The sequence below is a fragment of the Streptomyces sp. V4I2 genome (assembly GCF_030817655.1).
Classification (GTDB): Bacteria; Actinomycetota; Actinomycetes; order Streptomycetales; family Streptomycetaceae; genus Streptomyces; species Streptomyces plumbiresistens.
Genome location: NZ_JAUSZM010000003.1, coordinates 3,222,897 through 3,244,962, shown reverse-complemented (window position 1 = coordinate 3,244,962; position 22,066 = coordinate 3,222,897). Strand labels below are relative to the sequence as shown.

Genomic DNA, 22,066 nt, shown 5'->3' with positions numbered 1-22,066 from the left:
GTTCCTTGCAAGGTACGGGAGTTGGTGCTCAGGGCCGGGACGCGGCGAAGAACGGCATGGAGTCCAGGGGGACGATCTCGATGTTCTTGCCGGTGCGCGGCGCGTGGATGGCCTTGCCGTTGCCGACGTACATGCCGTTGTGCTGGGTGTCGTTGTACCAGTAGATGATGTCGCCCGGCTGCAGGTCCGACTTGGACACCTTGCGGCCCGCGTCGTACATCTGCTTGACCGTGCGGGGCAGGGACACCCCCGCCGTGCGCCAGGCCGCGCCCACGAGTCCTGAGCAGTCGTAGGAGTTGGGGCCGGTCGAACCCCACTCGTACGGCTTGCCGAGCTGCGCGTACGCGAAGTCGAGCGCGGTCTTGGCGCGACCGCTCGCGGGCCCGTTGTAACTGGCGGCGGAGTCGCTGGCGCCCGCCGAGGCGTCGTCGCGCTCCTGGTCGGCCTCCATCCGGGCGCGCTGCTGGGCGGTCAGACTGTTCAGGAGCTTGCGTGCCTCGGCGAGCTTGCCCTGGACCTCGTTCTTCGTCTCGGCGGCCTCGGCGCGCGTCTCCTCCAGGGCCTTCAGACGCTTCTGGGCGTCCGTGCGCTCCTGCGTCAGTTCGCGCTGCTTGGTCTGCATCGCCCGCAGCGCGTCGGCCTGCCGGCTGCTCGTACGGTCCAGCATCGCGGCCTGGTCGAGGTAGTTGTCCGGGTCGCCGGACAGGAACAGCTCCACACTCGGGTCGATGCCGCCATCGCGGTACTGCGCGGCCGCCAACGGGCCGATCTTCTCCCGCAGTTCGTTGACCTCCTGCTGCTTGCGGGCCAGCCGGTCCCGCGCGCCGTCCACCTCGCGCTGCAGCTTCGCCTGCTTCTCGGTGATGGCGTTGTACTCCTCCGTGGGAGCCTCGGCCTCCTCGTACAGCGTCTCGACCTGCTTGCGTACGTCTTCCAGCGTGGGCTCGGGAGCCGCCTGGCTCTGGGTCGGCAGGAGGCTGACGGCGCCGGCGGCCATACCGAGCGTGGCTATTCGGGCACGGCTGGGCGGCTTCGGCCGACGGTGGGTTCCCATCGTGGGGTGACTCCTCTGCGCGGTCTGTGTACCAGACGACGGGCCGGCGGCCGTCGTACCGGCGCCGGGGCGCCGACAGGCAAGCGCGTTAGAACTTAGTAGCTTAGTGGTTGGCATCGCAAGTGAGTGCGAGTCACAGGCGTTTCACGGGAGCCGGGCGGTCGGTGAGCCGGTCGGTCGGTCAGCCGAGCCCGGGCGGGCAGGCCACCAGCAGCGGCAGCAGCGGAACCGCGAGGGCCACGGCGGCGACCGAACCCCACAGCGCCGGATGGGGCGCCTTGCGCGGACCGAGGATCCGCTTCATGCGGATCAGGACGGTGTGGCCGCCCGCGGCGAGCGCGCCCTTGGGGGCGCGGGCCGCGGCCATCTCGTACATGGCGGTGGCCAGCACCTCGTGGGAGTGGCTGCGCAGGGCGCGGTCGTCCGCGATCATCTCCAGCAGCAGTGCCGTCTGCTCGCGGGCGTGGCGGGCCAGCGGGAGCCGGTGGAACACCGAGTGGAAGGCCTCCACGGCGGCCAGGAGCAGGTGGTGGCGGCCCGCGATGTGCGCCTGCTCGTGCTCCAGTACGGCGCCGAGCTGATCCGGCGTCAGCTCGCGCACGGCCGCGTCACTGACCACGATCCGGGGACGGCGGCCGGGCAGGCAGTACGCGGCGGGGACGTCGTACGGCAGGACGGTGGCGCTCAGCCGTGCCGAGTGGCGGCCGACCAGGTCCAGGGCCTGCCGGTGCTCCGTCCGCGCCCGGCGGGCGCGCGTCACATGGAAGGCGAAGCCGGCCAGCAGCGCGACCGCGAAGGCGCCGGGCACACCGGCGGCCAGCCGCTCCGCCGTGCCGGGGTCGGGCGTACCCGCACCCGCACCCGCGCTCGCACCCATGTCGAGCCCGCAGGAGTGCAGCAGGCCCACCAGGCCCGCGTGCAGGTGCTCGGTCGGCATGGCCAGGTTGTAGGCGGACAGGGCCGCCCCGATCGAGAACGACACCGCCAGGGCGTACCACACCGCTGCCGCCAGCGCCGGAGCCCGGTGCGGCCAGCGAGCGCGCAGGATCAGCTGCGGCGCGACGAAACCCACGGCGGCCGTGTAGCCGACCAGAACCGGCGCCGCGTTCACGCCTTCGCCTGACGACCGACGTTCCGCAGGGCCTTCCGCAGGGCGGCCACCTCGTCCTCGGACATGTTCTCGACGAAGTGGACCAGCGCGGCCGGGCGGTCCTTGCTCTCTCCCAGGCCGTCCTCCATGAGCGCGGCGGCGTACGCCTCGCGGCTGCGGACGGGGGTGTAGAGCCAGGCGCGGCCCTGCTTGCCCCGGAGCAGCCAGCCCTTGGTGTACAGGATGTTGGTGACGGTCATCACCGTGGTGTACGCCACCGGGCGGGTCTTGTTTATGTCGTCGACGACCTCACGCACCGTGGCCGGACGGTTCCACGTCCAGAGACGGTCCATGATCTCCGCCTCGAGCTCCCCCAGCCGCCGCATGCCCTGACTCCTTTTTCGCCACCGAATGCGCAAGCGAATACGCAAGGCCATAGTAGTCCGGCGGTCCCTCGGGCCTTCTCGCGTGCGTCCGATATGCGACCTGTTCGCGTACCTCCAAGATGCGAGGGCCCAACAGCCTGTGCCTACCATGGCGCCGTGACCCGCCTCGTACAGCCCGCCCCTCGACCGCAACCGGTGTTGCGGTCCTTCGGGCTGCTCGTGGGCGCTCTGCTGCTGGGCCTGCTCGGTATGCACGGTCTCGGACCGGTGCCGGCGGCTGCGGCCGGCCACGGACACGACCGGACAGTGGCGGCCGCGGGCATGGGTATGGGCACGGGCGTCGTGGCCTCCATGCCCGGCACCTGTGAACACGGCGGCGACTGCCAAGGCCACGCACAGCACGCGGACCCGACCTGCGCCTCCGGGGCGGTGGCCGGGGCTCCCGGCGTGGTGCCCGTGCTGCTGCCCGATGTGGTGGCCTGCGCCGGAGCACCGCTCGCGCGTACTTCGCCGGGCGGCAGCGGACCCGACGGCGGCCGGGCGCCGCCTTCCCTCTCCGAACTCCAACTCCTGCGGATATAGAGCGGCCCGCGTGACGCCGTACGCCCCTGAGGGCGCGGCGCCGCGTATCGGTACGCCCTTTTCCCCATCCGATCGCAGGAGTTCCACCATGACCGCACGCCGCAAGCTCATCCGCCGTACCGCCCTCGCCGCCACCACTTCGGTGGCCGCCCTCGTGCTCGCCGCCTGCGGGGGCGACGGCCACGACATGGGCTCGATGGGGTCCGACTCCGGCGCGTCCGCGTCCGCCTCCGCCTCCGCCTCCGCGTCCGCCGAGGCCGGCGAACACAACGACCAGGACGTCGACTTCGCCACGGAGATGATCCCGCACCACCGTCAGGCCATCGAGATGGCCGACATGGCCGCCGACCGCGCTTCCTCCAAGGAGGTCAAGGACCTCGCGACGAAGATCAAGGGGGCGCAGGACCCGGAGATCAAGACGATGTCCGGCTGGCTCACCTCGTGGGGCGAGGAGGTCCCCGCGGACATGTCCGGCATGGAGGGCCACGACATGTCCTCCGGCATGCCCGGCATGATGAGCAGCGAGGACATGGACAAGCTGGACAAGGCCTCCGGCGCCGAGTTCGACACGACGTTCCTCGAGATGATGGTCAAGCACCACGAGGGCGCCGTCGAGATGGCCAAGGCCGAGAAGGCCGACGGCGCGTACGACCCCGCCGTGAAGCTCGCGGACGACGTGATCACGGCCCAGACCGCCGAGATCGAGCAGATGAACAAGATGCTCGACAAGAGCTGACACAGGGCCATGAAGCGGCGGGCCACCGGGGATCACCCCGGTGGCCCACCGCTGTCGTGTCGCCCGCGAGATGCCGGGACGACTGTTTGCAGTCCGTGAAGTGCCGTGCACTTTCAGGTGGTTGGTTCCGCCCGGAGGCGGCCGTGTCCGCACGATGGCTTGTTCACGCAGTGTTCTCGCCGTTCGGAGCGCGAGGAGTTCTGGGGCGGGTTAGGATCACGGCGTGATTACGGCCTGGTCACCTTCCGGTGTGCAGCGGAGCCGCTCGACAGCGGTTCTGTGGCGTGTGCTGGGGCTGGGCCTGTTCCTCTTCGGTTTGCTGTATACGCACGCCGTCAGCCCCGATGCCACGGTGCGTCACATCGCGTCCGAGGAAGGCGCCGCCGTCTCCGGTGTTCATTTCGAGCCCGTCGCGCACAGTGAAAGGGTTGCGAGTGCCACGTCGGCGGTGTCCGCGAGCCAGACCCACGACAGTCCGTCGGGCGACCACCACGACGGTCACGGCCGGCACCACGCCGGTGGGGAGTGCGCGCTGGGGCAGCCTCCGCAAGGGCCCGGTGCCGGCGTGCCCTGCCTGACTCCGCTGAGCTCGCAGAGCGATGACGACGGCCTGCCCCGGCCGGCGGACGCCCGCCACGCCGCGGTCCGCGACGTCGTGGCTCCGATAGCGCATGCGGCGGGTTCCACGATTCTGCGCATCTAGGTCAGCGCTTTTCCGAACCGGTGTGTCCCGGTTGCCGGTTCCTGGCGTCTGACCTCCTCCGCATGCCGCCCTCCGGTGCGGTGCGGGGATGGTCGACGACCCTCTCCCCCCCACTGATCCCTGCCCTGCCGTGATCCCAGATCCCTCCGGCCAGGGCAGCGCCGCGCGGAGGACCTGTGCCGTACGCCCCTGCCAAGAGCGGGATGACCCGACTCGCCCACGCCACGCTGTACGCCCTGCTGCTCGCGACGCTCGCCCTACTGGCGTGCCTCGGCGATCGGCTCCATACGCCGGAGCAGCCCTACGGTCCCTCGGCCGCCGCGTCGAGTGAGATCCCGTCGCCCCCGCAGAGGCCCGAGGGCGAGACAGCCGACGGGCCGGACTCTCCCGACCTGTGTCCCGGCGCCCGTTCCCAGGCCGCCGCGGTCTCGAAGTCCTGGGCTCGCGTCCCTGCGCCCGCGACGACCGCCGCGGCACCGACGGACCCGGCAGACCTCCTAGCGCGCGACCCCCGGAGTACCGCGCGAAGACTCCCGCCCAGCGGCGGCCGGTCCGCTCTCGTCGCCCTCTGCCAGTGGCGCATATAGGCGTCGCCCCGGCAGTCCGGCCCCGCCCGGACCGCCGCGCATCCGCCGGCGCGCGAGACGAGCACTCGCACGCGTCCGCATCGAACGAGAGCGAAACAGATGCACTCTCCCACCACGAGTGACTTCACCCCCGCCGGCTCCACCCTCTCCGGGCTGGTCGGCAACACCCCCGTACTGCGCGTATCCCAGCCCTTCTCGCCGCCCGACCGTGGGTTCTGGGCCAAACTGGAGGGCTTCAACCCCGGCGGTATCAAGGACCGCCCCGCACTGCACATGATCGAACGGGCCCGGGCCCGCGGCGACCTGCGCCCGGGAGCTCCGGTCATCGAGTCGACCAGCGGCACCCTCGGCCTCGGCCTCGCCCTGGCCGGAATGGTCTACGGGCACCCCGTCACCCTGGTCACCGACCCGGGCCTCGAACCGTCCATGACCCGGCTGCTCACCGCCTACGGCGCCACCGTCGACCTGGTGCCCGAGCCGCATCCCACCGGCGGCTGGCAGCAGGCCCGCCGCGACCGGGTGGCCGAACTGCTGGCGCGGAGCCCCGGTGCCTGGTGCCCCGACCAGTACGGCAATCCCGACAACGTCTCCGCCTACACCCCGCTCGCCCTCGAACTCGCCTCGCAGATGGGCCACATCGACTTACTGGTCTGCAGCGTCGGCACGGGCGGCCACTCCGCGGGCATCTCGCGCGTCCTGCGCCAGCTGTACCCCGAGCTGCGGCTGGTGGGTGTGGACACCGTGGGCTCGACCATCTTCGGCCAGCCCGCGAAGACCCGCCTGATGCGCGGACTCGGCTCCAGCATCTACCCGCGCAACGTGGCGTACGAGAACTTCAGCGAGGTGCACTGGGTGGCACCGGGCGAATCGGTCTGGGCCTGCAGGCAGTTGGCCGCCTCGCACTACGCCACCGGCGGCTGGAGCGTCGGCGCGGTCGCGCTGGTGGCCGGCTGGCTCGCCCGAACGGCCGCCGCGAGCACCCGCATCGTGGCGATCTTCCCCGACGGGCCCCAGCGGTACCTGGAGACCGTCTACGACGACCAGTACTGCGCCGAGCACGGGCTGCTGGGCGTGACCCCCGCACCCGAACCGGAGCTGGTGGGCCGCCCCGACGAGAAGGAGGTCACCCGCTGGACCCGCTGCACGAGCGTCAGCGATCCCCTCTCCCTGCCGGCCGGAACGGCCGGTGCCGAAGGCGGGGCGGCACGGTGAAGACGACGCTCACACAGGTCCGCTCATACGAGCGAAGCGTCCAACTGCTCATGGTGAACCAGTTCACCATCAACCTCGGCTTCTACATGCTGATGCCGTACCTGGCCGCCCACCTGTCCGGATCCCTCGGCCTGGCCGGCTGGACGGTCGGACTCATCCTCGGCGTACGGAACTTCAGCCAGCAGGGCATGTTCCTCATCGGCGGCACCCTCGCCGACCGGCTGGGCTACAAGCCGCTGATCGTCGCGGGATGCGTGCTGCGCACGGTGGGCTTCGCCACGCTCGGTCTCGTCGACTCGGTTCCGGCACTGCTGGCCGCCTCGGCGGCCACCGGCTTCGCGGGAGCGTTGTTCAACCCGGCCGTGCGCGCCTATCTCGCCGCCGACGCGGGGGAGCGCCGCGTCGAGGCCTTCGCCCTCTTCAATGTCTTCTACCAGGCGGGCATCCTGCTCGGCCCGCTGGTGGGGATGCTGCTGACGGGCTTCGACTTCCGGATCACCTGCCTCGTCTCGGCGGCGGTCTTCGCGCTGCTGAGCGTCGTACAGATCCGTGCGCTGCCCGCTCGGCGCGCGGACGACGCGGCGGACGCGAGGGCCGACGGGCACGAGCGCGTGCTCGCCCAGTGGCGCGGGATCCTGCGCAACCGCGCCTTCCTGCTCTTCTCGACGGCCATGATCGGCTCGTACGTCCTGTCCTTCCAGGTCTATCTGGCCTTGCCGCTGGAGGTACGACGGCTGGGCGGCGACGGCGAGTTCGGGACCGCGGCCGTCGCCCTGCTCTTCGCGGCCTCGGGGCTGGCCACGATCTTCGGGCAGACCCGGGTGACGGCCTGGTGCAAGGAGCGGCTGGAGCCCGGGCAGGCCCTGGCCTGGGGGCTGTTGAGCATGGGTCTGGCCTTCGTCCCGCTGCTCGTGGCGACGGCCGTGCCCGTGCCGGACGGGGGAATGGGGCGTCGGCTGCTCGCGGTCGTCCCGCCGACGCTGGCCGCGCTGCTGCTGGCGCTGGGCACGATGATCGCGTACCCGTTCGAGATGGACACCATCGTCCGGCTCTCGGGCGACCGCCTCGTCGCCACCCACTACGGCCTCTACAACACCATCTGCGGGGTCGGCATCACCTTGGGCAACCTGCTCACCGGGGCGGCCCTCGACGCCGCGCGGTCGGCCGGCATGTCCGCGCTGCCCTGGCTGGCGCTGCTCGTCCTGGGACTGGTGTGCGCCTGGTCCCTGTACCGGCTGCAGCGTGCGGATCACGACCACCGTGACGCCGGCCGACTGTCAGGAAGCCAGGAGGGCGGGACGAAGGACGTCCTCGTCGACGCCGACTAGGACGACGGGGCCGCCGGCCCCAGGGAGCGTTCCGTCACCCGGGCCAGATGCCGGGTGAAGACCTCGCGGGTGTCCGGGGTGAGCGTGCGCAGGGCCACCAGGGCCGTGATCACGACGTCGCACAGCTCACCCTGGACGTCCTCCCAGGTATGGGAGACGCCCTTGCGCGGGTTCTGGCCGGTCGCGCCGATCACCGCCTGGGCGACCTCGCCGACCTCCTCCGACAGCTTCAGCATGCGCAGCAGCAGGCCCTGGTCGCCGTCGACGGGACGGTTCGCCTCCAGCCAGCTCCACAGGTCGTCGACGGAGCCCCAGAGGTCCGCGGTCGTCCCGGTCACGCTCGTTGTCTCGGTCGTCTCGGGGGAGGTGGCCTGATCAGTCATGCGGGCAGCGTGTCACGCGGTCCGGGCCGCGGGACACCGTGCCTCACTGCCTCACTGCCTCACTCGTCGAACGTCTCCTCGAACAAGGCGGTCTGCTCGCCCTCCTCCGCCTGCCGCAGCCGCCGGTTGCGGGCGCCCACGACCAGCGCCGTCACCAGCCCGGTCGCCGCGAACGCGGCCGGGATCATCCAGTTCCGGTTGACCGCGTGACCGAGCGCGTGGTCCACGGAGAGCCGGCCGGGCCCCGTGACGGCGAGACCGGCCGCCGTCAGGCCCAGGGAGGCGGCGTACTCGTAGCCGCCGCTCGCGTTGAAGAAGCCGTTCGGGGTGTGCACCGCGGCCGCGCCCGCCATCGCCCCGGCCGCAGCCGCACCGGCCGCCGGGGTCGCCAGGCCCAGCGCCAGCAGGGTGCCGCCGCCGGCCTCGGCCAGCCCCGCCGCCGCGGCGCTCGGCTTCCCGGGCGCGTACCCGACGGACTCGAAGAACTGGCCGGTGCCCGCCAGCCCGTGCCCGCCGAACCACCCGAACAGCTTCTGCGTGCCGTGCGCGGCCAGCACACCGCCGGTCCCCAGCCGGAGCAGCAGCAGGCCCAGATCACGTCGGTCGTAACAGCTCACGATGACTCCCGGAACAGACGGAGAGGAGACGGAGAAAGGACAGAGGGCGGAAAGAAGGGGCACCCCGCGCCTTTCCACCGTCCCACCCCTCACACCCACCGGCTCCGCCCGAGGCGCCGTTCGGGTGGCGCTCTCCCGAGCGCGGTGTGAGTCTGACTGCCATGACGATTCAGACAGCGAGACTGAGCGACCCGGCCGTCCGCGCCTTCGTCACCGCCGTCAACGCCCATGACCGCGAGGCCTTCCTGAAGGTCCTCGCGCCCGGCGCGACCATGGCGGACGACGGGTCCGACCGCGACCTCGACGAGTGGATCGACCGGGAGATCTTCGCCTCCCACGGCCACATGGAGGTCGACAACGAGTCCCAGGGCGGCCGCGCCCTCCTCGCCCGCTACAGCAACGACACCTGGGGCGAGATGCGCACCCGGTGGAGCTTCACGGTCGAGGACGACGGCAGGATCTCCCGCTTCGAGACCGGTCAGGCATAACGCACGCCGAAACCCCTTGTCTTCGTGTGCACTCCAACTCCTAACGTTCACCGGCATGGAGATCACACGCACACTGGGCCGCAGCGGCATAGAGGTCAGTGCCCTCGGCTTCGGCTGCTGGGCGATCGGCGGTGAGTGGCAGGACACCGACGGACAGCCGCTCGGCTGGGGCAAGGTCGACGACGAGGAGTCCGTACGGGCGATCCGGCGCGCCCTCGATCTGGGCGTCACCTTCTTCGACGCCGCGGACACCTACGGGGCCGGACACAGCGAACGCGTCCTCGGCCGCGCCCTCGGCAAGCGCCGGGACGACGTGGTCCTCGCCACCAAGTGGGGCAACGTCTTCGACGAGGAGACCCGCACACTCACCGGCGGCGACGACACCCCGGCCTACGCCCGCCGCGCGCTGACGGCATCCCTGAAGCGCCTCGGCACCGACCACATCGACCTCTACCAGCTGCACCTCTCTGACGCCGACCCGGAGCGCGCGGTCGAACTGCGCGACACCTGCGAGGAGTTCGTGCGCGAGGGTCTCGTCCGGGCCTACGCCTGGAGCACCGACGACCCGGCCCGCGCCGCCCTGTTCGCGGAGGGGGAGCACTGTGCGGCCGTACAGCACGCGGTCAACGTGTTGCAGGACGCGCCCGACATGCTGGCCCTGTGCGAGGCGTCTGACCTGGCGAGCATCAACCGCAGCCCGCTCGCCATGGGGTTGCTGACGGGGAAGCGCCAAGGGGCTCTGGAGGCCGGGGACATCCGCAGCCGTCCGCCGGAGTGGTTGCAGGGATTCGAGGAAGGGGGCCGGTGCCGCTGCCGACTGGGTGGCCCGCGTCGACGCGTTGAAGGAGATCCTCACCAGCGGCGGCCGTACGCCCGCCCAGGGCGCCCTCGCCTGGCTGTGGGCGCGCAGCCCGCGCACGATCCCGATCCCCGGGTTCCGTTCGGTCGCCCAGGCGGAGCAGAACGCGGGCGCGATCGAGAAGGGACCGCTCACGGCCGGGCAGATGGCCGAGGTGGACCGGATCCTCGGGCGCTGAGCGTCCGGTCCGACGTACACGGCAGCCGTTCCATCGCACCGGTGCGTACTCCGCGGTCCCGCGCGGAGTCCACCCCCACCGGTGCGGTGGAACGGCTGCCGCCTCCCCCCTCGGGTGTGGTCGGCGGAAGACCTCTCCTCCAAGTGTGAAGCTCTTGTGGAGGAGGGCAAGAGCATAAGCCCGCTATCGGCCCGAATGCACCGGAGGATTCCATTCCGGTTGTGCATGTTGAGTACGTGACTGCCTGAGCCGGCGGCTCAGCCGCGCCCCACGTACGGCATCGCCGTCGCCAGTACCGTCGCGAACTGCACGTTCGCCTCCAGTGGCAGCTCCGCCATGTGCCGCACGGTCCGCGCCACATCGGCGACGTCCATCACCGGCTCGGGAGCGATCTCCCCGTTGGCCTGAAGCGCCCCGGTCTGCATCCGCTCGGTCATGTCGGTCGCCGCGTTGCCGATGTCGATCTGCCCGACGGCGATGCGGTACGGCCGCCCGTCCAGGGACAGGGACTTGGTGAGCCCCGTCAGCGCGTGCTTCGTCGCGGTGTAGGCGACCGAGTGCGGCCGGGGCGTGTGCGCCGAGATGGAGCCGTTGTTGATGATCCGGCCGCCCCGCGGGTCCTGCTCCTTCATCTGCCGGTACGCCGCCTGCGCGCACAGGAACGCCCCGTTGAGGTTGGTGTCCACCACGTGCCGCCAGGCGTCGTACGGCAGTTCCTCGACGGGCACCCCACCCGGACCGAATGTTCCGGCGTTGTTGAACAGCAGGTCGACGCGCCCGAAGCGGTCGGTGGTGGCGGCGAACAGCGCGGCCACGTCCTCCGGCCGCGACACGTCGGTGCGTACGGCGATCGAGGCGCCCCCGGTGCCTTCGGGCGCCAACGCCGCCGTCGCCTCCAGGGTTTCCGTTCGCCGGCCGGCCAGCGCCACCGACCAACCCGCGCGCAGCAGCTCCACGGCGACCGCGCGGCCGATGCCGGAGCCTGCGCCGGTCACCATCGCGATCCTCGAAACTTTCGCAGTTTGCATGGCATTCATGGGCCCGCAGCGTACGGGAGGCCTCCGGCGGGGTCCGCCATGCGGAACTCATCCGTCCGCCATCTGGGTGTTGTGTACGTGCCAAGAAGCTGTCGCTCCGGGCCACTCCAATTGCCTCTTGCATTCATCTGTCAGGGGAGGACCGGATGACACTCGACACCCGCCCGTCACAACACGCCCCCGAACTGCGCGCAGCCGCCCGGCACATCGGCCGCCGCCGCTTCCTGACCGTCACCGGCGCCGCCGCCGCGCTCGCCTTCTCCGTGAACCTGCCGGCCGCCGGCACCGCGAGCGCCGCCGAGCTCGACGCCGCGAAGATCACCGAGAACCCCTTCACCCTCGGCGTCGCGTCCGGCGACCCGCAGCCCGGCTCCGTGCTCCTGTGGACCCGCCTGGCCCCCGTCCCGTTCCAGCCCGACGGCGGCCTCCCGGCCGAACGCGTCCTGGTCCACTGGGAGTTGGCGTACGACGAGCGATTCCGCCGGATCGCCAGACGCGGCACGGTCACCGCCCACCCCGAGTTCCACCACACCGTGCACGCCGAGGTCGGTCACCTCGACTCCGGACGCGTCTTCTACTACCGCTTCCGCACGGGCAGTTGGATCAGCCCGACCGGCCGCACCCGCACCGCGCCGGCCGCCTTCGACCGCACCTCGGCACTCACCTTCGCCGCGGTCTCCTGCCAGGCGTACACCGACGGCTACTTCACCCCGTACGGCCATCTCGCCACCGAGGACGTCGACGTGGTCTTCCACCTCGGCGACTACCTGTACGAGTACGCGGTCAACTCGGTGGGCGGCTACCGGAACCACACCGACCGCACGCTCCCGGCGGTGTTCAACCGCGAGACGGTGAGCCTGGAGGACTACCGCCTGCGCTACGCCCTCTACAAGTCCGACCCGGACCTGATGGCCGCACACGCCGCGCACCCCTTCGTCGTCACCTGGGACGACCACGAGACCGAGAACAACTACGCCGGCCACATACCTGAGGACAACCCCGCGAACCCTGTCCCGCCGGAGGAGTTCCTGCTGCGCCGCGCCGCCGCCTACCGGGCCTACTGGGAGAACCAGCCGCTGCGCAGCCCGCAGCGGCCCGCGGGACCGGACATGCAGCTCTACCGTCGCCTGCACTGGGGCCGGCTCGCCCAGTTCGACGTCCTCGACACCCGCCAGTACCGCTCCGACCAGGCCTACGGCGACGGCCTGGACCTGCCCGGCCCGGAGATCGACGACCCGGCGCGCACCATGACCGGCGAGACCCAGGAGCGGTGGCTGCTCAACGGCTGGCGCGACTCACGGGCCCTGTGGAACGTCGTACCGCAGCAGGCGAACTTCTCGCAGCGCAAGCTCGACCTCACGGACCCGGCACGGCTGGCGATGGACGCCTGGGACGGCTACCGGGCCTCCCGCCGCCGCATCCTCGACGGCGCCAAGGCGGCCGGCGTCGACAACCTGATGGTCCTCACCGGTGACGTGCACGTCGCGTACGCCTACGACATCAAGGACGACTTCGACGACCCGGCCTCCCGCACCCTCGGCACCGAGATCGTCGGATCGTCGATCTCCAGCGGCCGGGACGGCGCCGACAAGCCCGCGACCTGGGACACGTACACCCGGGCCAACCCGCACATGAAGTTCTACAACGGGCTGCGCGGCTACGTGACCGTCGAGCTGGGCCGCGAGCGGGCCCGGGCCGACTTCCGGAGCGTGCCGTACGTGACCAGGCCCGGGGCCCCGATCGCGACGGCCGCGTCCTTCGTGACGGAGGTGGGGGACCAGGGTCTCAAGCCGGCGTGAGCCCGGCCGCGAGGTCCTCTCCCGGATAGCGGACGCCGACGCGCTCCCGTATCGCGTCGAGCGTCCGCATCACGGCAAGGGTGCCGTCGAGCGGGACGAGCGGGGACTCCGTCTCGCCGGCCCGCAGGGCGCGCATCACCTCGCGGGCCTCGTGCCGGAGGCTGCCCCGGGGCCCGTCCGCCGGGTCGGCCGTGAACTCCTGCGGGTCGCGGCCGTCGCGGTGCAGCACGAAACGGTCGGTGTGGAAGAAGCCGTACGGGATGTCGATGCGGCCCAGAGTGCCGGTGACGGACGCCGTGGTGGCCGTACCGCCGACGAGGGAGCAGTGCACCGAGGCGATCGCGCCGCTGTCCCAGGAGAGCAGCGCGCCCGTCTGGAGGTCGACGCCCTCCTCGGACAGGGTCGCGCGCGCCGCGATGTCCGAGGGTTCGCCGAGCAGCAGGTGCGCGAACGACACCGGGTACACGCCGAGGTCGAGCAGCGCGCCGCCGCCCTGGGCCGGGTCACGCAGCCGGTGGCTGGGAGGGAAGGGGCCGGCGAGCCCGAAGTCGGCGTGCACCGTGCGCACTTCGCCGATCGCGCCGTCCCGCACCAGGTCGGCGAGGCGCCGGATCAGCGGGTTGCAGTACATCCACATGGCCTCCATCAGGAAGCTCCCGCGCGCCTTCGCCAGCGCGACCAGCTCCTCGGCTTCGCGCGCGTTCAGCGTGAACGCCTTCTCGCACAGGACGTTCCGTCCGGCCGTAAGGCACAGGCCCGCGGCCGCCCGGTGCGCCGAGTGCGGGGTGGCGACGTACACGACATCGATGTCCTCGTCCTGGGCGAGCGCCTCCCAGCCGCCGTACGCCCGGGGGATCCCGAACCGGTCCGCGAACGCCTTCGCGGACTCCTCGGTCCGCGAGGCCACCGCCACCACCTCCGCGTCCGGCAGGTCCACCAGGTCCGCGGTGAACGCCGCCGCGATCCCGCCCGTCGCCAGAATCCCCCAGCGCACGCTCTGCTCCCTCGTCATCCCGGCCCCACCCTCGCTCACGTGACCCTCGGCACTCGGTACGAGCTGAGAGCATAGGTGCCGCATCACTCGGAGAGGGAGGGGCACATGCCCGAGCACGGGGCAACGACACCGGACGTGTCGCGGGCGGCCGGACCGACCAAGGAACCGGCCGCCCGCGCGCTGCGCCGCACCGGCCTGCTCGTCACGCTCATCCTCGGCGGCCTCACCGCCACGCCCCCGCTGGCGATGGACATGTACCTCCCCGCCCTCCCGGAGGTCACCAGGTCCCTGAACGCGCCCGCCGCGACCGTCCAGCTCACCCTCACCGCCTGCCTCCTCGGCATGGCACTCGGGCAGCTGGTGGTCGGCCCGATGAGCGACCGGTGGGGCCGCCGGCGCCCGCTGCTCGCCGGACTCGCCGTCTACGTCGTCGCCACCGCCCTGTGCGCGCTCGCGCCCACCGTCGAGCTTCTGGTCGTCTTCCGGCTGGCGCAGGGCCTCGCGGGCGCGGCCGGGATAGTCATCGCGCGGGCCGTCGTACGCGACCTGCACGACGGCATGGCCATGGCCCGCTTCTTCTCCACCCTGATGCTGATCTCCGGCGTCGCCCCGATCGTCGCGCCGCTCATCGGCGGACAGATCCTGCGGGTGACGGACTGGCGGGGCGTGTTCGTCGTCCTGACGGTCGTCGGAGCGCTGCTGGCCGTGATCGTGTGGGCGAAACTCCCCGAGACCCTCGCGCCCGACGAACGCCACTCCGGAGGCGTCGGCGAGGCCCTGCGCGCGATGCGCGGACTGCTTGCCGACCGCGGCTTCTCCGGCTACATGCTCACGGGCGGCTTCGCCTTCGCGGCCCTCTTCGCCTACATCGCGGCCTCGCCGTTCGTGATCCAGGAGATCCACGGCGCCTCCCCGCAGACCTTCAGCCTGCTGTTCGGGGTGAACTCGGTCGGCCTGGTGATCGTCGGCCAGATCAACGGCAAGGTGCTGGTCGGACGGGTCAGCCTGGACCGGGTGCTGGCGGCCGGCCTCCTGATCGTCATCCTCGCGGCGACCGCCCTGCTGCTGATGGCGCTGGGCGTGTTCGGCGAGGTCGGCCTCGCCCCCGTGGCCGCCGCGCTGTTCGTCCTGATGTCGGCGATGGGCGTCACCCTCCCCAACACCCAGGCGCTCGCCCTGATGCGCGTCAAGCACGCCGCCGGCTCCGCGTCCGCCCTGCTCGGCACGTCCTCCTTCCTCATCGGAGCGATCGCCTCCCCGCTCGTCGGCATCGCCGGGGAGCGCACCGCCGTCCCGATGGCCGTCGTCCAACTGGCGGCCGCAGTGGTGGCACTGGGCTGTTTCGTGGGAATGTGCCGTCCTTGGAACACGCGTGCGAGAGCGGAGGAGGAAAGCTGAGCGCACCGAGACTGCGCAGCGACACCCCGGAGCGGGCCGGGCTCGACGCCGAGGAACTCCGACAGCTCGTCCAGCAGGTCCGCGACCTCACCGTGGGCGAGCGCCCCTGGGCGGCGGGCACCGTCGTGGTCGCCGGGCGCGGCCCCGTGATCGCCGTCGAGGAGGCGGCGGGCTGGGCCGTCCGGTACGCCTCCTACGACCCCGGAAGCGACCGGGGCGTGGAACTGCCGCCCGACGCACGCGTCCCGATGACCGTCGACACCCCCTTCGACCTGGCCTCCCTCACCAAGCTGTTCACCTCGGTCGCCGCCGTGCAGCAGATCGAACGGGGCACGCTCGGCATCGACGCGCGGGTCGGCGCCTACCTCCCGGACTTCCGGGCGGCCGCCGAACACGGCATCACCGTACGAGAGCTGCTCACCCACACCTCCGGCCTGCGGCCCGAACTCCCGCTCTACGACCTCGCCGACGACGCGGAACGCCTGGCGATGCTGCGGGCCGAGCCCCCGCTCGGCGTGCCCGGCACCTACACGTACTCGGACCTGAACCTGCTCCTCCTCCAACACGTCCTGGAACGCGTCACCGGCCGCACCTTCGACGTCCTCGTCCACGACGGCATCACCCGGCCGCTGGGCATGACGGCGACCTGCTTCGGCCCGTGTCCCGGGGCGGCGGCCACCGAGTACCAGAAGCGGCCCTGGGCCAAGGCGGACCGGGGCATGCTGCGCGGCGTGGTCCACGACGAGAACGCCTGGGCACTGGGCGGCGTGGCCGGCCACGCCGGCCTGTTCTCGACCGGCCGGGACCTCGCGGTCTTCTGCCGCGCGCTGCTGGCGGGCGGCGCGTACGGCCCCGCCCGTATCCTCGGCCCCGACTTCGTCGAGCTGCTCATGACCCCACCGGGCCTGGGCTTCGCCCTCGACCAGCCGTGGTTCATGGGAGAACTCGCGGGGCGCGGAGCGGCCGGCCACACCGGCTTCACGGGCACCTCGCTGGTCCTGGACCAGGCGACGGACACGTTCCTGGTCCTGCTGGCGAACACGGTCCACCCCCGAAGGCGCCTACCGGACAGCAGACCGCGGGCGGCGGCGGGGACGCGGGTGGCGAGGGCGGTGCGGGGTACGTGACGGGGGAGCGGGGTCTGGCGGCGGAGCCCCCGGCAGGGCCCGCACCAACGCCGAGGGCTCGTAGAATCGCCGGGTGAACGACCCCGTAACCCCGGCGGACGCCCTCCGCACGGCCCTCGCCGACCTGCTCGACGGCCTCCCGCCCCGGCAGGCCGCGCAGGCGGTCGACCGGCTGATCGCCACCTACCGGGGTGCCACCCCCACCAACGCCCCCATCCTCCGTGACCGCGCCGACGTGGCCGCCTACGCCGCCTACCGGATGCCCGCGACCTTCGAGGCGGTGCACGCGGCGCTGGAGGCGTTCGCGGAGGCCGTCCCCGACTGGGCACCCGGCAGCCACATCGACGTCGGCGGCGGCACCGGCGCCGCGACCTGGGCCGTCACCGCGACCTGGCCCGGCGAGCGCCCCGTCACCGTCCTCGACTGGGCCGAACCCGCCCTCGCCCTCGGCCGCGAGGTCGCCGCCGCCAACCCGGCGCTGCGGGGCGTGAACTGGCGGCGCGCCCGCATCGGCTCGGCGCTCACCCTCGACAGCACCGACCTCGTCACGGTCTCGTACGTCCTCAACGAGCTCACCGACCCTGACCGCGCCGCCCTCGTCGACGCCGCCGCGACCGCCGCCCAGGCTGTGGTCATCGTCGAGGCCGGCACCCCCGGCGGGTACGCCCGAGTCATCGAGGCCCGCGACCGTCTGATCGCCGCCGGGTTCCAGGTCGCCGCGCCCTGTCCGCACAGCGGCGCCTGCCCCATCGTCCCGGGCGAGGACTGGTGCCACTTCTCGGCCCGGGTCAGCCGGTCCTCCCTGCACCGCCAGGTCAAGGGCGGCTCCCTCCCCTACGAGGACGAGAAGTTCGCCTACGTGGCGGCCACCCGCCTCCCGGTCACCCCGGCACCCTCCCGGGTCGTCCGGCGCCCCCAGATCCGCAAGGGCCAGGTACTCCTCGACCTGTGCGAGCCCGACCAGCACCTGACCCGCCGCACGATCACCAAACGCCACGGCGACCTGTACAAGGCGGCCCGAGACGCGGACTGGGGCGATGCGTGGCCGCCGTGACACGGGGTTTTCCTCGCCCCCGCCGCCCCTACCCGTCCCATCCTTCTGGGGCTCCGCCCCAGACCCCGCTCCTCAAACGCCGGAGGGGCTGTATTCAGCGGGCTGTATTCAGCGGGGGTCTGGGGGCGCAGCCCCCGGTGATGGGACGGGTAGGGGCGGCGAGGGCGAGAAACAGACCCGCCCGACCACCCGTACCCGCCCCGCCGCGAGACGCCCCGTCTCACTTCCCTGCTACCGTCGCCCCATGGTCAAGAAGCCCGCCCCCGACACCGCTCGCCGCAGCGAGAAGTCCCGCCGTGCCATCTACGACGCCGCCATCGCGCTCGTCGTCGAGGCCGGCTACCCCAGGACCACCATCGAGGGCATCGCCGCCCGCGCAGGCGTCGGCAAGCAGACGATCTACCGGTGGTGGTCGTCGAAGGCGGAGGTGCTGATGGACGCCTTCCTCGATCTGAGCGAACAGGCGGGGCGGGAGGCGGCGGCAGGCGGGGACCCGTATGTCTTCCCGGACACCGGCGATCTCGCGGCCGACCTCAAGGCCGTCCTGCGGGCGACCGTCGACGAACTGAAGAACCCCCGCTTCGAGGCCCCGTCCCGGGCCCTGGCCGCCGAGGGCGTGGTCAACGAACAGCTCGGCCGCGCCTTCATGACCAGGCTCCTCGAACCCTCGCTCCAGCTGTACGTCGAGAGGCTGCGCTCGGCGCAGGACGCCGGCCAGGTCCGCCGGGACGTCGACCCGCGGATCGCCCTGGAACTCTTCGTCTCACCCCTGGCCCAGCGCTGGCTCCAGTACACCGGCCCGATCTCCTACGAGTACACCGACACCCTCGTCGACTACGCCCTCAACGGCATCGCACCCCGCTGAGCCGCCCGCGCGGGCTGCCGCGCGAGCCTCCCCGGCGCGTCCGTGATGATCCCGTCGCAGCCCAGCGCCAGCGCCCGGTCCCGTTCGGCGGGAGTGAGCACGGTGTGGGCCCACACGCGCGGGATGCCGGAGCGCACCGCCCGCAGGAGGTCGGCGTCCCGCGCCCGGTGGTCGACGTCGAGCAGATCGACGTAGGACCGCCAGTGCTCGGGGCGGTCCCGGCGCAGTTGTTCCGCCGAGCGCCACAGCTGGGCGAGCAGGCCCAGCCGATGGGCCCGCCGGGCCACCTCGGGGTCGTTGGAGTTGACGAAGACCGAGCGGGCCAGGCCCCGGGCGCGGATCAGCCCGGCCAGCCGGCCCAGGCTGTGCGGGTCCTTCGCCTCCAGCATCAGCACGATCCGCCCGCCGAAGCGGTCCAGGACCTCGGCCACCGTCGGCGGCCGCTCGGACCGCCAGCTACCGGGCAGCGAGGCCCGTGGCCGCAGCCGTACGCCCTGCCACTCGTGCACGCTCATCCCGCGCACCGCGCCGCCGAGGAACGTCGTCCGGTTCAGGGTCGGATCGTGCAGCACGACGAGCGTGCCGTCGCCCAGCATCTGCGTGTCGAGGTCCAGCACCTGTGCCGTACCGCGCCGGTAGGCGGCCATCAGCCCGGACATGCTGTTCTCGGGCACCTCGCGGGCACCGCCGCGATGGGCGACATACGTCACGCGGGGCAAGGAGTCCACGGTCAGCGGCCCGGCACCCCACTCCAGCGGGCTCGTCGGCCCGGTGAGGGTCAGCGAGACCAGGGACGCCGCGGAGGCCAGACCGGTCAACGTGATCCATGTGACCATGGCGACCACGGTAGGGGGGTAAATCACATCAAAGGGTGCAATGACACTCGATCCCTGGGACCGGCCCGCCTCGCCCCACCCATCCCTGTTGTCTGCTCCGGCCCCCCGGAGCCCAGGAAGGTGGGACCATGGGGCATGCTGTTCCGCACGACAGCGAGGCGAGGGGATAGATGAGCGCGGAGTTCGGCGGTCGCACCGGCCGGCAGGGCAAAATCTCCCAGTGGCTGCGAGGACGCCGCCCGAAGGAGGCCGTCGGAGACGACGGTCGCGAGGCCCTGCTGCTCGCCGCCGCCGGAGTGGGGCTGCCGCTGGCGCCCGCCGCGTATCCCACCGCGGACTTCCGCTGTTCCTGCGACCGCGTCGGCTGTCCCACCCCGGCCCGGCACCCGGTGTCGTTCGCCTGGCAGACCCAGTCGACCACCGACCGCGGCCAGATCGAGCGCTGGGCCCGGCACCAGCCGCAGGCCAACTTCATCACCGCGACCGGCATGGTGCACGACGTCCTCGACGTGCCGCTGGAGGTGGGCTGGGAAGCCCTGGAGCGGCTGCTCGACGCCGGCATCGAGGTCGGCCCGGTCGCCGAGAGCGACGACGGCCGCCTGCTGTTCTTCACCCTCACCCGCGGCACCCCCGAGGACGAGGACGAGTGGTGGCCGTGCGAGCTGGACTGCCACCCCGAGACGATGGACGAGCACCCGGGCCTGCGCTGGCACTGCCGCGGCTCCTACGTCCTCGTCCCGCCCGCCCGGCTCCCCGGTGACAAGCAGTCCGTGCACTGGGTCCGCGGCCTCGAACACCCGCTGCCCGACCCGCTGACCCTCCTGGAAGTCCTCACCGACGCCTGCGCCCGCTACATCGGCGAGGAGCCCGACCACGCGAACGCGGCCTGGCCCTCCCGCCGCTGAGGCGCACCGGCCGTTCTACGACCCCTGCGCCGACGTCAGTCCCTGGATCCGCCCCAGCACGTTCACCTCGCCCGAACCCTTCGCCGGGTCCAGGGCCACCTCGTTGGAGACGAACTCCATGGTGAGCGACTGCTTGATCTCCCCGGTCGTCAGGGCGAGCGCGCCCTGCCCCGGGTCGGGGATCGCGGCACCCTGGGCGGCCGTCTGCTTCACGAAGTGGTGCGTGGTGAAGAACACCAGCGCCCCGCCGTCGGACGTGCGCAGCGCCAGCGGCGCGTAGTCGCCACTGGCCATCGGCTCGTCGATGTACTGCGTGGCGAGACCCGGCTTCTTGGAGTCCTTCTGGCGCTGCGCCCGCCACAGGCTGGTGTGCGCACCGTCCGCGAAGGTGTCCCCGTCGCCGGTCTCGAGGTAGGACGTGTAGTTCTTGCCCAAGTCCCCGGGGGCGACGGCCAGTTCGGTCGAGTTCACCGGCACGGCCTCGGCGAAGCCGGCCGCGTCCGTCTTGAACTCCGGCACCTTGCCGGGCGCCACCAGCGTCAGGTACGCCACCTGCCACGGCTGGTCGAGGCTGCCCCGCGTGAACACCAGCAGCCAGCGCGAGGTGCCGCCCTTGTTGCCGGCCGCGTCGGCCACGAACCAGCGCGGCCAGCCCGCCTTCTTCGGGATCGTGTACTTCGCGTCCGTCAGCTTCAGCGGGGCGTACGCCGGATTGCCGTCCGGGTTGTTCACCGCGCCCGCCTTCAGCCGGGCCCGGTCGATGTCCTCCAGGGCGCCGGTGACGAAGTCGGCGTCCAGGGAACTGTCGTACGCCTCGTCGGCCTTGTTGTACGCGTTCGTGAACTGCTCGAGCGCCTTGGCGGCCTCCGCCCGGGTCGCCGCGGGGAGCACCTCCCGCTCGCCGTGCACCACCATGCATCCGCTCGCCGTCAACGACAAAGCGGTCATCGAGGCTGCTATCAGTGCGCTCCGGTCAAGACTGCGGAGCCTTCGAGGGCCGCGATCCAGGCTCATCAGGTTCCTTCACCTTCCCCTTCCCGGAGGCGAACCCTACCGGGGCGAGGAAAAGCGCGAGCGTCGGGATCAAGTACAGCAGCCACACCGTGACCTGGAGGACCGTCGGGTCGGGCTGGAAGTTGAAGACGCCCTTGAGGAGCGTGCCGTACCAACTGTCCGGCGGGATGGTGCCGCTGATGTCGAAGGCCTTGTTCGTCAGGCCCGGGACCAGGTCGGCCTCCTGGAGGTCGTGGACGCCGTACGCCAGCACGCCCGCGGCCACCACGACCAGCATGCCGCCGGTCCAGGTGAAGAACTTGGCCAGGTTGATGCGCAGCGCGCCCCGGTAGAACAGCCAGCCCAGGAACACCGCCGTGGCGATGCCCAGGCCGACGCCGACCAGCGGGCGCGGGGTGCCGTCGCTCGCCGCGTGCACCGACGCCCACACGAACAGGGCGGTCTCCAGGCCCTCCCGGCCGACCGCGAGGAAGGCGGTGGCGACCAGGGCACCGGTGCCCATCTGCAGGGCGGCGTCCAGCTTGCCGTGCAGCTCCGACTTGAGGTGCCGGGCGGTGCGCCGCATCCAGAACACCATCCACGTCACCAGGCCCACCGCGAGGATCGACAGCGTGCCGCCGAGTGCCTCCTGCGCCTCGAACGTCAGCTCCTGGGAGCCGAATTCGAGCGCGGAGCCGAAGCCGAGCGCGAGGGCGACCGCGACGCCGATGCCGATCCAGATGGGCTTCAGCGCGTCCCGGCGGTCCGTCTTGACCAGGTAGGCGATGAGGATGCAGACGACGAGGCTGGCTTCCAGGCCCTCGCGCAGGCCGATCAGGTAGTTGGAGAACACGG

At 71.9% G+C, this 22,066-nt stretch carries 23 protein-coding genes and 1 pseudogene; 14 read left to right on the top strand and 10 right to left on the bottom strand.

The features are described 5' to 3' along the window. Positions 1-28: 28 nt before the first annotated feature. From QFZ76_RS15790 to QFZ76_RS15780, 3 genes are all read right to left on the bottom strand, one after another. On the bottom strand, positions 29-1,054 hold the full coding sequence (locus QFZ76_RS15790; protein WP_307674338.1) for a C40 family peptidase: 1,026 nt from the start codon (positions 1,052-1,054) through the stop codon (positions 29-31). A 181-nt stretch (positions 1,055-1,235) separates the two neighbouring features. Continuing rightward, complete coding sequence (locus QFZ76_RS15785) at positions 1,236-2,165, bottom strand: M56 family metallopeptidase (RefSeq protein WP_307674337.1); 930 nt, start codon at positions 2,163-2,165, stop codon at positions 1,236-1,238. Continuing rightward, the gene (locus QFZ76_RS15780; RefSeq protein ID WP_266440393.1) at positions 2,162-2,530 is read right to left on the bottom strand and encodes a BlaI/MecI/CopY family transcriptional regulator; all 369 of its coding nucleotides are present in this window, start codon (positions 2,528-2,530) and stop codon (positions 2,162-2,164) included. Before QFZ76_RS15780 ends, QFZ76_RS15785 begins: the two co-directional genes overlap by 4 nt. A 156-nt stretch (positions 2,531-2,686) precedes the next feature. Here QFZ76_RS15780 and QFZ76_RS15775 point away from each other — a divergent pair, with 156 nt between their 5' ends. The 6 genes from QFZ76_RS15775 to QFZ76_RS15750 all read left to right on the top strand — a co-directional run bounded on the left by QFZ76_RS15775 (position 2,687) and on the right by QFZ76_RS15750 (position 7,678). Then, complete coding sequence (locus tag QFZ76_RS15775; RefSeq protein ID WP_307674336.1) at positions 2,687-3,112, top strand: DUF6153 family protein; 426 nt, start codon at positions 2,687-2,689, stop codon at positions 3,110-3,112. Positions 3,113-3,200: 88 nt separating this feature from the next. Continuing rightward, positions 3,201-3,848: a DUF305 domain-containing protein gene (locus tag QFZ76_RS15770; RefSeq protein ID WP_307674335.1), complete on the top strand. Its 648-nt coding sequence runs from the start codon at positions 3,201-3,203 to the stop codon at positions 3,846-3,848. A 250-nt stretch (positions 3,849-4,098) separates the two neighbouring features. Then, positions 4,099-4,551, top strand: coding sequence for a hypothetical protein (locus QFZ76_RS15765; protein WP_307674334.1), 453 nt, complete (start codon positions 4,099-4,101; stop codon positions 4,549-4,551). Positions 4,552-4,727: 176 nt separating this feature from the next. Then, positions 4,728-5,138 (top strand): hypothetical protein, encoded by a 411-nt coding sequence (locus QFZ76_RS15760; protein ID WP_307674333.1) that lies wholly within the window; start codon positions 4,728-4,730, stop codon positions 5,136-5,138. 99 nt (positions 5,139-5,237) lie between these two features. Continuing rightward, positions 5,238-6,350: a PLP-dependent cysteine synthase family protein gene (locus QFZ76_RS15755; protein WP_307674332.1), complete on the top strand. Its 1,113-nt coding sequence runs from the start codon at positions 5,238-5,240 to the stop codon at positions 6,348-6,350. Beyond that, positions 6,347-7,678 (top strand): MFS transporter, encoded by a 1,332-nt coding sequence (locus QFZ76_RS15750; RefSeq protein WP_307674331.1) that lies wholly within the window; start codon positions 6,347-6,349, stop codon positions 7,676-7,678. The genes QFZ76_RS15755 and QFZ76_RS15750 overlap by 4 nt, the downstream gene beginning before the upstream one ends. Here QFZ76_RS15750 and QFZ76_RS15745 read toward each other — a convergent pair. Both QFZ76_RS15745 and QFZ76_RS15740 read right to left on the bottom strand, forming a co-directional pair. Then, a complete protein-coding gene (locus tag QFZ76_RS15745; RefSeq protein WP_307674330.1) occupies positions 7,675-8,061 on the bottom strand; it encodes a MazG-like family protein in 387 nt (128 codons plus the stop codon). The genes QFZ76_RS15750 and QFZ76_RS15745 overlap by 4 nt on opposite strands. 59 nt (positions 8,062-8,120) lie before the next feature. Further along, the gene (locus QFZ76_RS15740) at positions 8,121-8,678 is read right to left on the bottom strand and encodes a DoxX family protein (protein WP_307674329.1); all 558 of its coding nucleotides are present in this window, start codon (positions 8,676-8,678) and stop codon (positions 8,121-8,123) included. Between the two features lie 161 nt (positions 8,679-8,839). Between QFZ76_RS15740 and QFZ76_RS15735 the strand changes: the two genes are divergently transcribed. Together QFZ76_RS15735 and QFZ76_RS15730 are read left to right on the top strand one after the other, a co-directional pair. Then, positions 8,840-9,166 carry a nuclear transport factor 2 family protein gene (locus QFZ76_RS15735; protein ID WP_307674328.1) on the top strand — a complete coding sequence of 109 codons (327 nt, stop codon included), beginning with the start codon at positions 8,840-8,842 and terminating at the stop codon, positions 9,164-9,166. A 55-nt stretch (positions 9,167-9,221) separates the two neighbouring features. Continuing rightward, a pseudogene (locus QFZ76_RS15730) lies at positions 9,222-10,203 on the top strand (aldo/keto reductase). A gap of 257 nt (positions 10,204-10,460) precedes the next feature. Here QFZ76_RS15730 and QFZ76_RS15725 read toward each other — a convergent pair. Further along, positions 10,461-11,240, bottom strand: coding sequence for an SDR family oxidoreductase (locus tag QFZ76_RS15725; RefSeq protein WP_307674327.1), 780 nt, complete (start codon positions 11,238-11,240; stop codon positions 10,461-10,463). 146 nt (positions 11,241-11,386) lie between these two features. Between QFZ76_RS15725 and QFZ76_RS15720 the strand changes: the two genes are divergently transcribed. Further along, the gene (locus tag QFZ76_RS15720; protein ID WP_307674326.1) at positions 11,387-13,039 is read left to right on the top strand and encodes an alkaline phosphatase; all 1,653 of its coding nucleotides are present in this window, start codon (positions 11,387-11,389) and stop codon (positions 13,037-13,039) included. Here QFZ76_RS15720 and QFZ76_RS15715 read toward each other — a convergent pair. Beyond that, positions 13,026-14,051 carry a Gfo/Idh/MocA family protein gene (locus QFZ76_RS15715; protein WP_307674325.1) on the bottom strand — a complete coding sequence of 342 codons (1,026 nt, stop codon included), beginning with the start codon at positions 14,049-14,051 and terminating at the stop codon, positions 13,026-13,028. The two genes, QFZ76_RS15720 and QFZ76_RS15715, sit on opposite strands and share 14 nt — an antisense overlap. Positions 14,052-14,138: 87 nt before the next feature. On the opposite strand from QFZ76_RS15715, the gene QFZ76_RS15710 reads away from it, so the two are divergent. From QFZ76_RS15710 to QFZ76_RS15695, 4 genes are all read left to right on the top strand, one after another. Next, positions 14,139-15,431, top strand: coding sequence for a multidrug effflux MFS transporter (locus tag QFZ76_RS15710; RefSeq protein WP_307674324.1), 1,293 nt, complete (start codon positions 14,139-14,141; stop codon positions 15,429-15,431). Further along, positions 15,386-16,558 (top strand): serine hydrolase, encoded by a 1,173-nt coding sequence (locus tag QFZ76_RS15705; RefSeq protein WP_307674323.1) that lies wholly within the window; start codon positions 15,386-15,388, stop codon positions 16,556-16,558. Before QFZ76_RS15710 ends, QFZ76_RS15705 begins: the two co-directional genes overlap by 46 nt. 73 nt (positions 16,559-16,631) lie before the next feature. Continuing rightward, positions 16,632-17,612, top strand: coding sequence for a small ribosomal subunit Rsm22 family protein (locus QFZ76_RS15700; protein WP_307674322.1), 981 nt, complete (start codon positions 16,632-16,634; stop codon positions 17,610-17,612). A 244-nt stretch (positions 17,613-17,856) separates the two neighbouring features. Further along, entirely contained in the window at positions 17,857-18,477 is a 621-nt protein-coding gene (locus tag QFZ76_RS15695; RefSeq protein ID WP_307674321.1) for a TetR/AcrR family transcriptional regulator, read from the top strand. Here the strand turns inward: QFZ76_RS15695 and QFZ76_RS15690 are convergent. Next, positions 18,447-19,313 (bottom strand): glycerophosphodiester phosphodiesterase, encoded by an 867-nt coding sequence (locus QFZ76_RS15690; protein WP_307674320.1) that lies wholly within the window; start codon positions 19,311-19,313, stop codon positions 18,447-18,449. The two genes, QFZ76_RS15695 and QFZ76_RS15690, sit on opposite strands and share 31 nt — an antisense overlap. Before the next feature lie 170 nt (positions 19,314-19,483). On the opposite strand from QFZ76_RS15690, the gene QFZ76_RS15685 reads away from it, so the two are divergent. After that, a complete protein-coding gene (locus QFZ76_RS15685) occupies positions 19,484-20,218 on the top strand; it encodes a bifunctional DNA primase/polymerase (protein ID WP_307674319.1) in 735 nt (244 codons plus the stop codon). 15 nt (positions 20,219-20,233) lie between these two features. Here QFZ76_RS15685 and QFZ76_RS15680 read toward each other — a convergent pair whose 3' ends face one another. Both QFZ76_RS15680 and efeU read right to left on the bottom strand, forming a co-directional pair. Beyond that, the gene (locus tag QFZ76_RS15680) at positions 20,234-21,232 is read right to left on the bottom strand and encodes a hypothetical protein (protein WP_307674318.1); all 999 of its coding nucleotides are present in this window, start codon (positions 21,230-21,232) and stop codon (positions 20,234-20,236) included. Beyond that, positions 21,192-22,064 carry an iron uptake transporter permease EfeU gene (gene efeU / locus QFZ76_RS15675; protein WP_307674317.1) on the bottom strand — a complete coding sequence of 291 codons (873 nt, stop codon included), beginning with the start codon at positions 22,062-22,064 and terminating at the stop codon, positions 21,192-21,194. Before efeU ends, QFZ76_RS15680 begins: the two co-directional genes overlap by 41 nt. Positions 22,065-22,066: the final 2 nt, after the last annotated feature.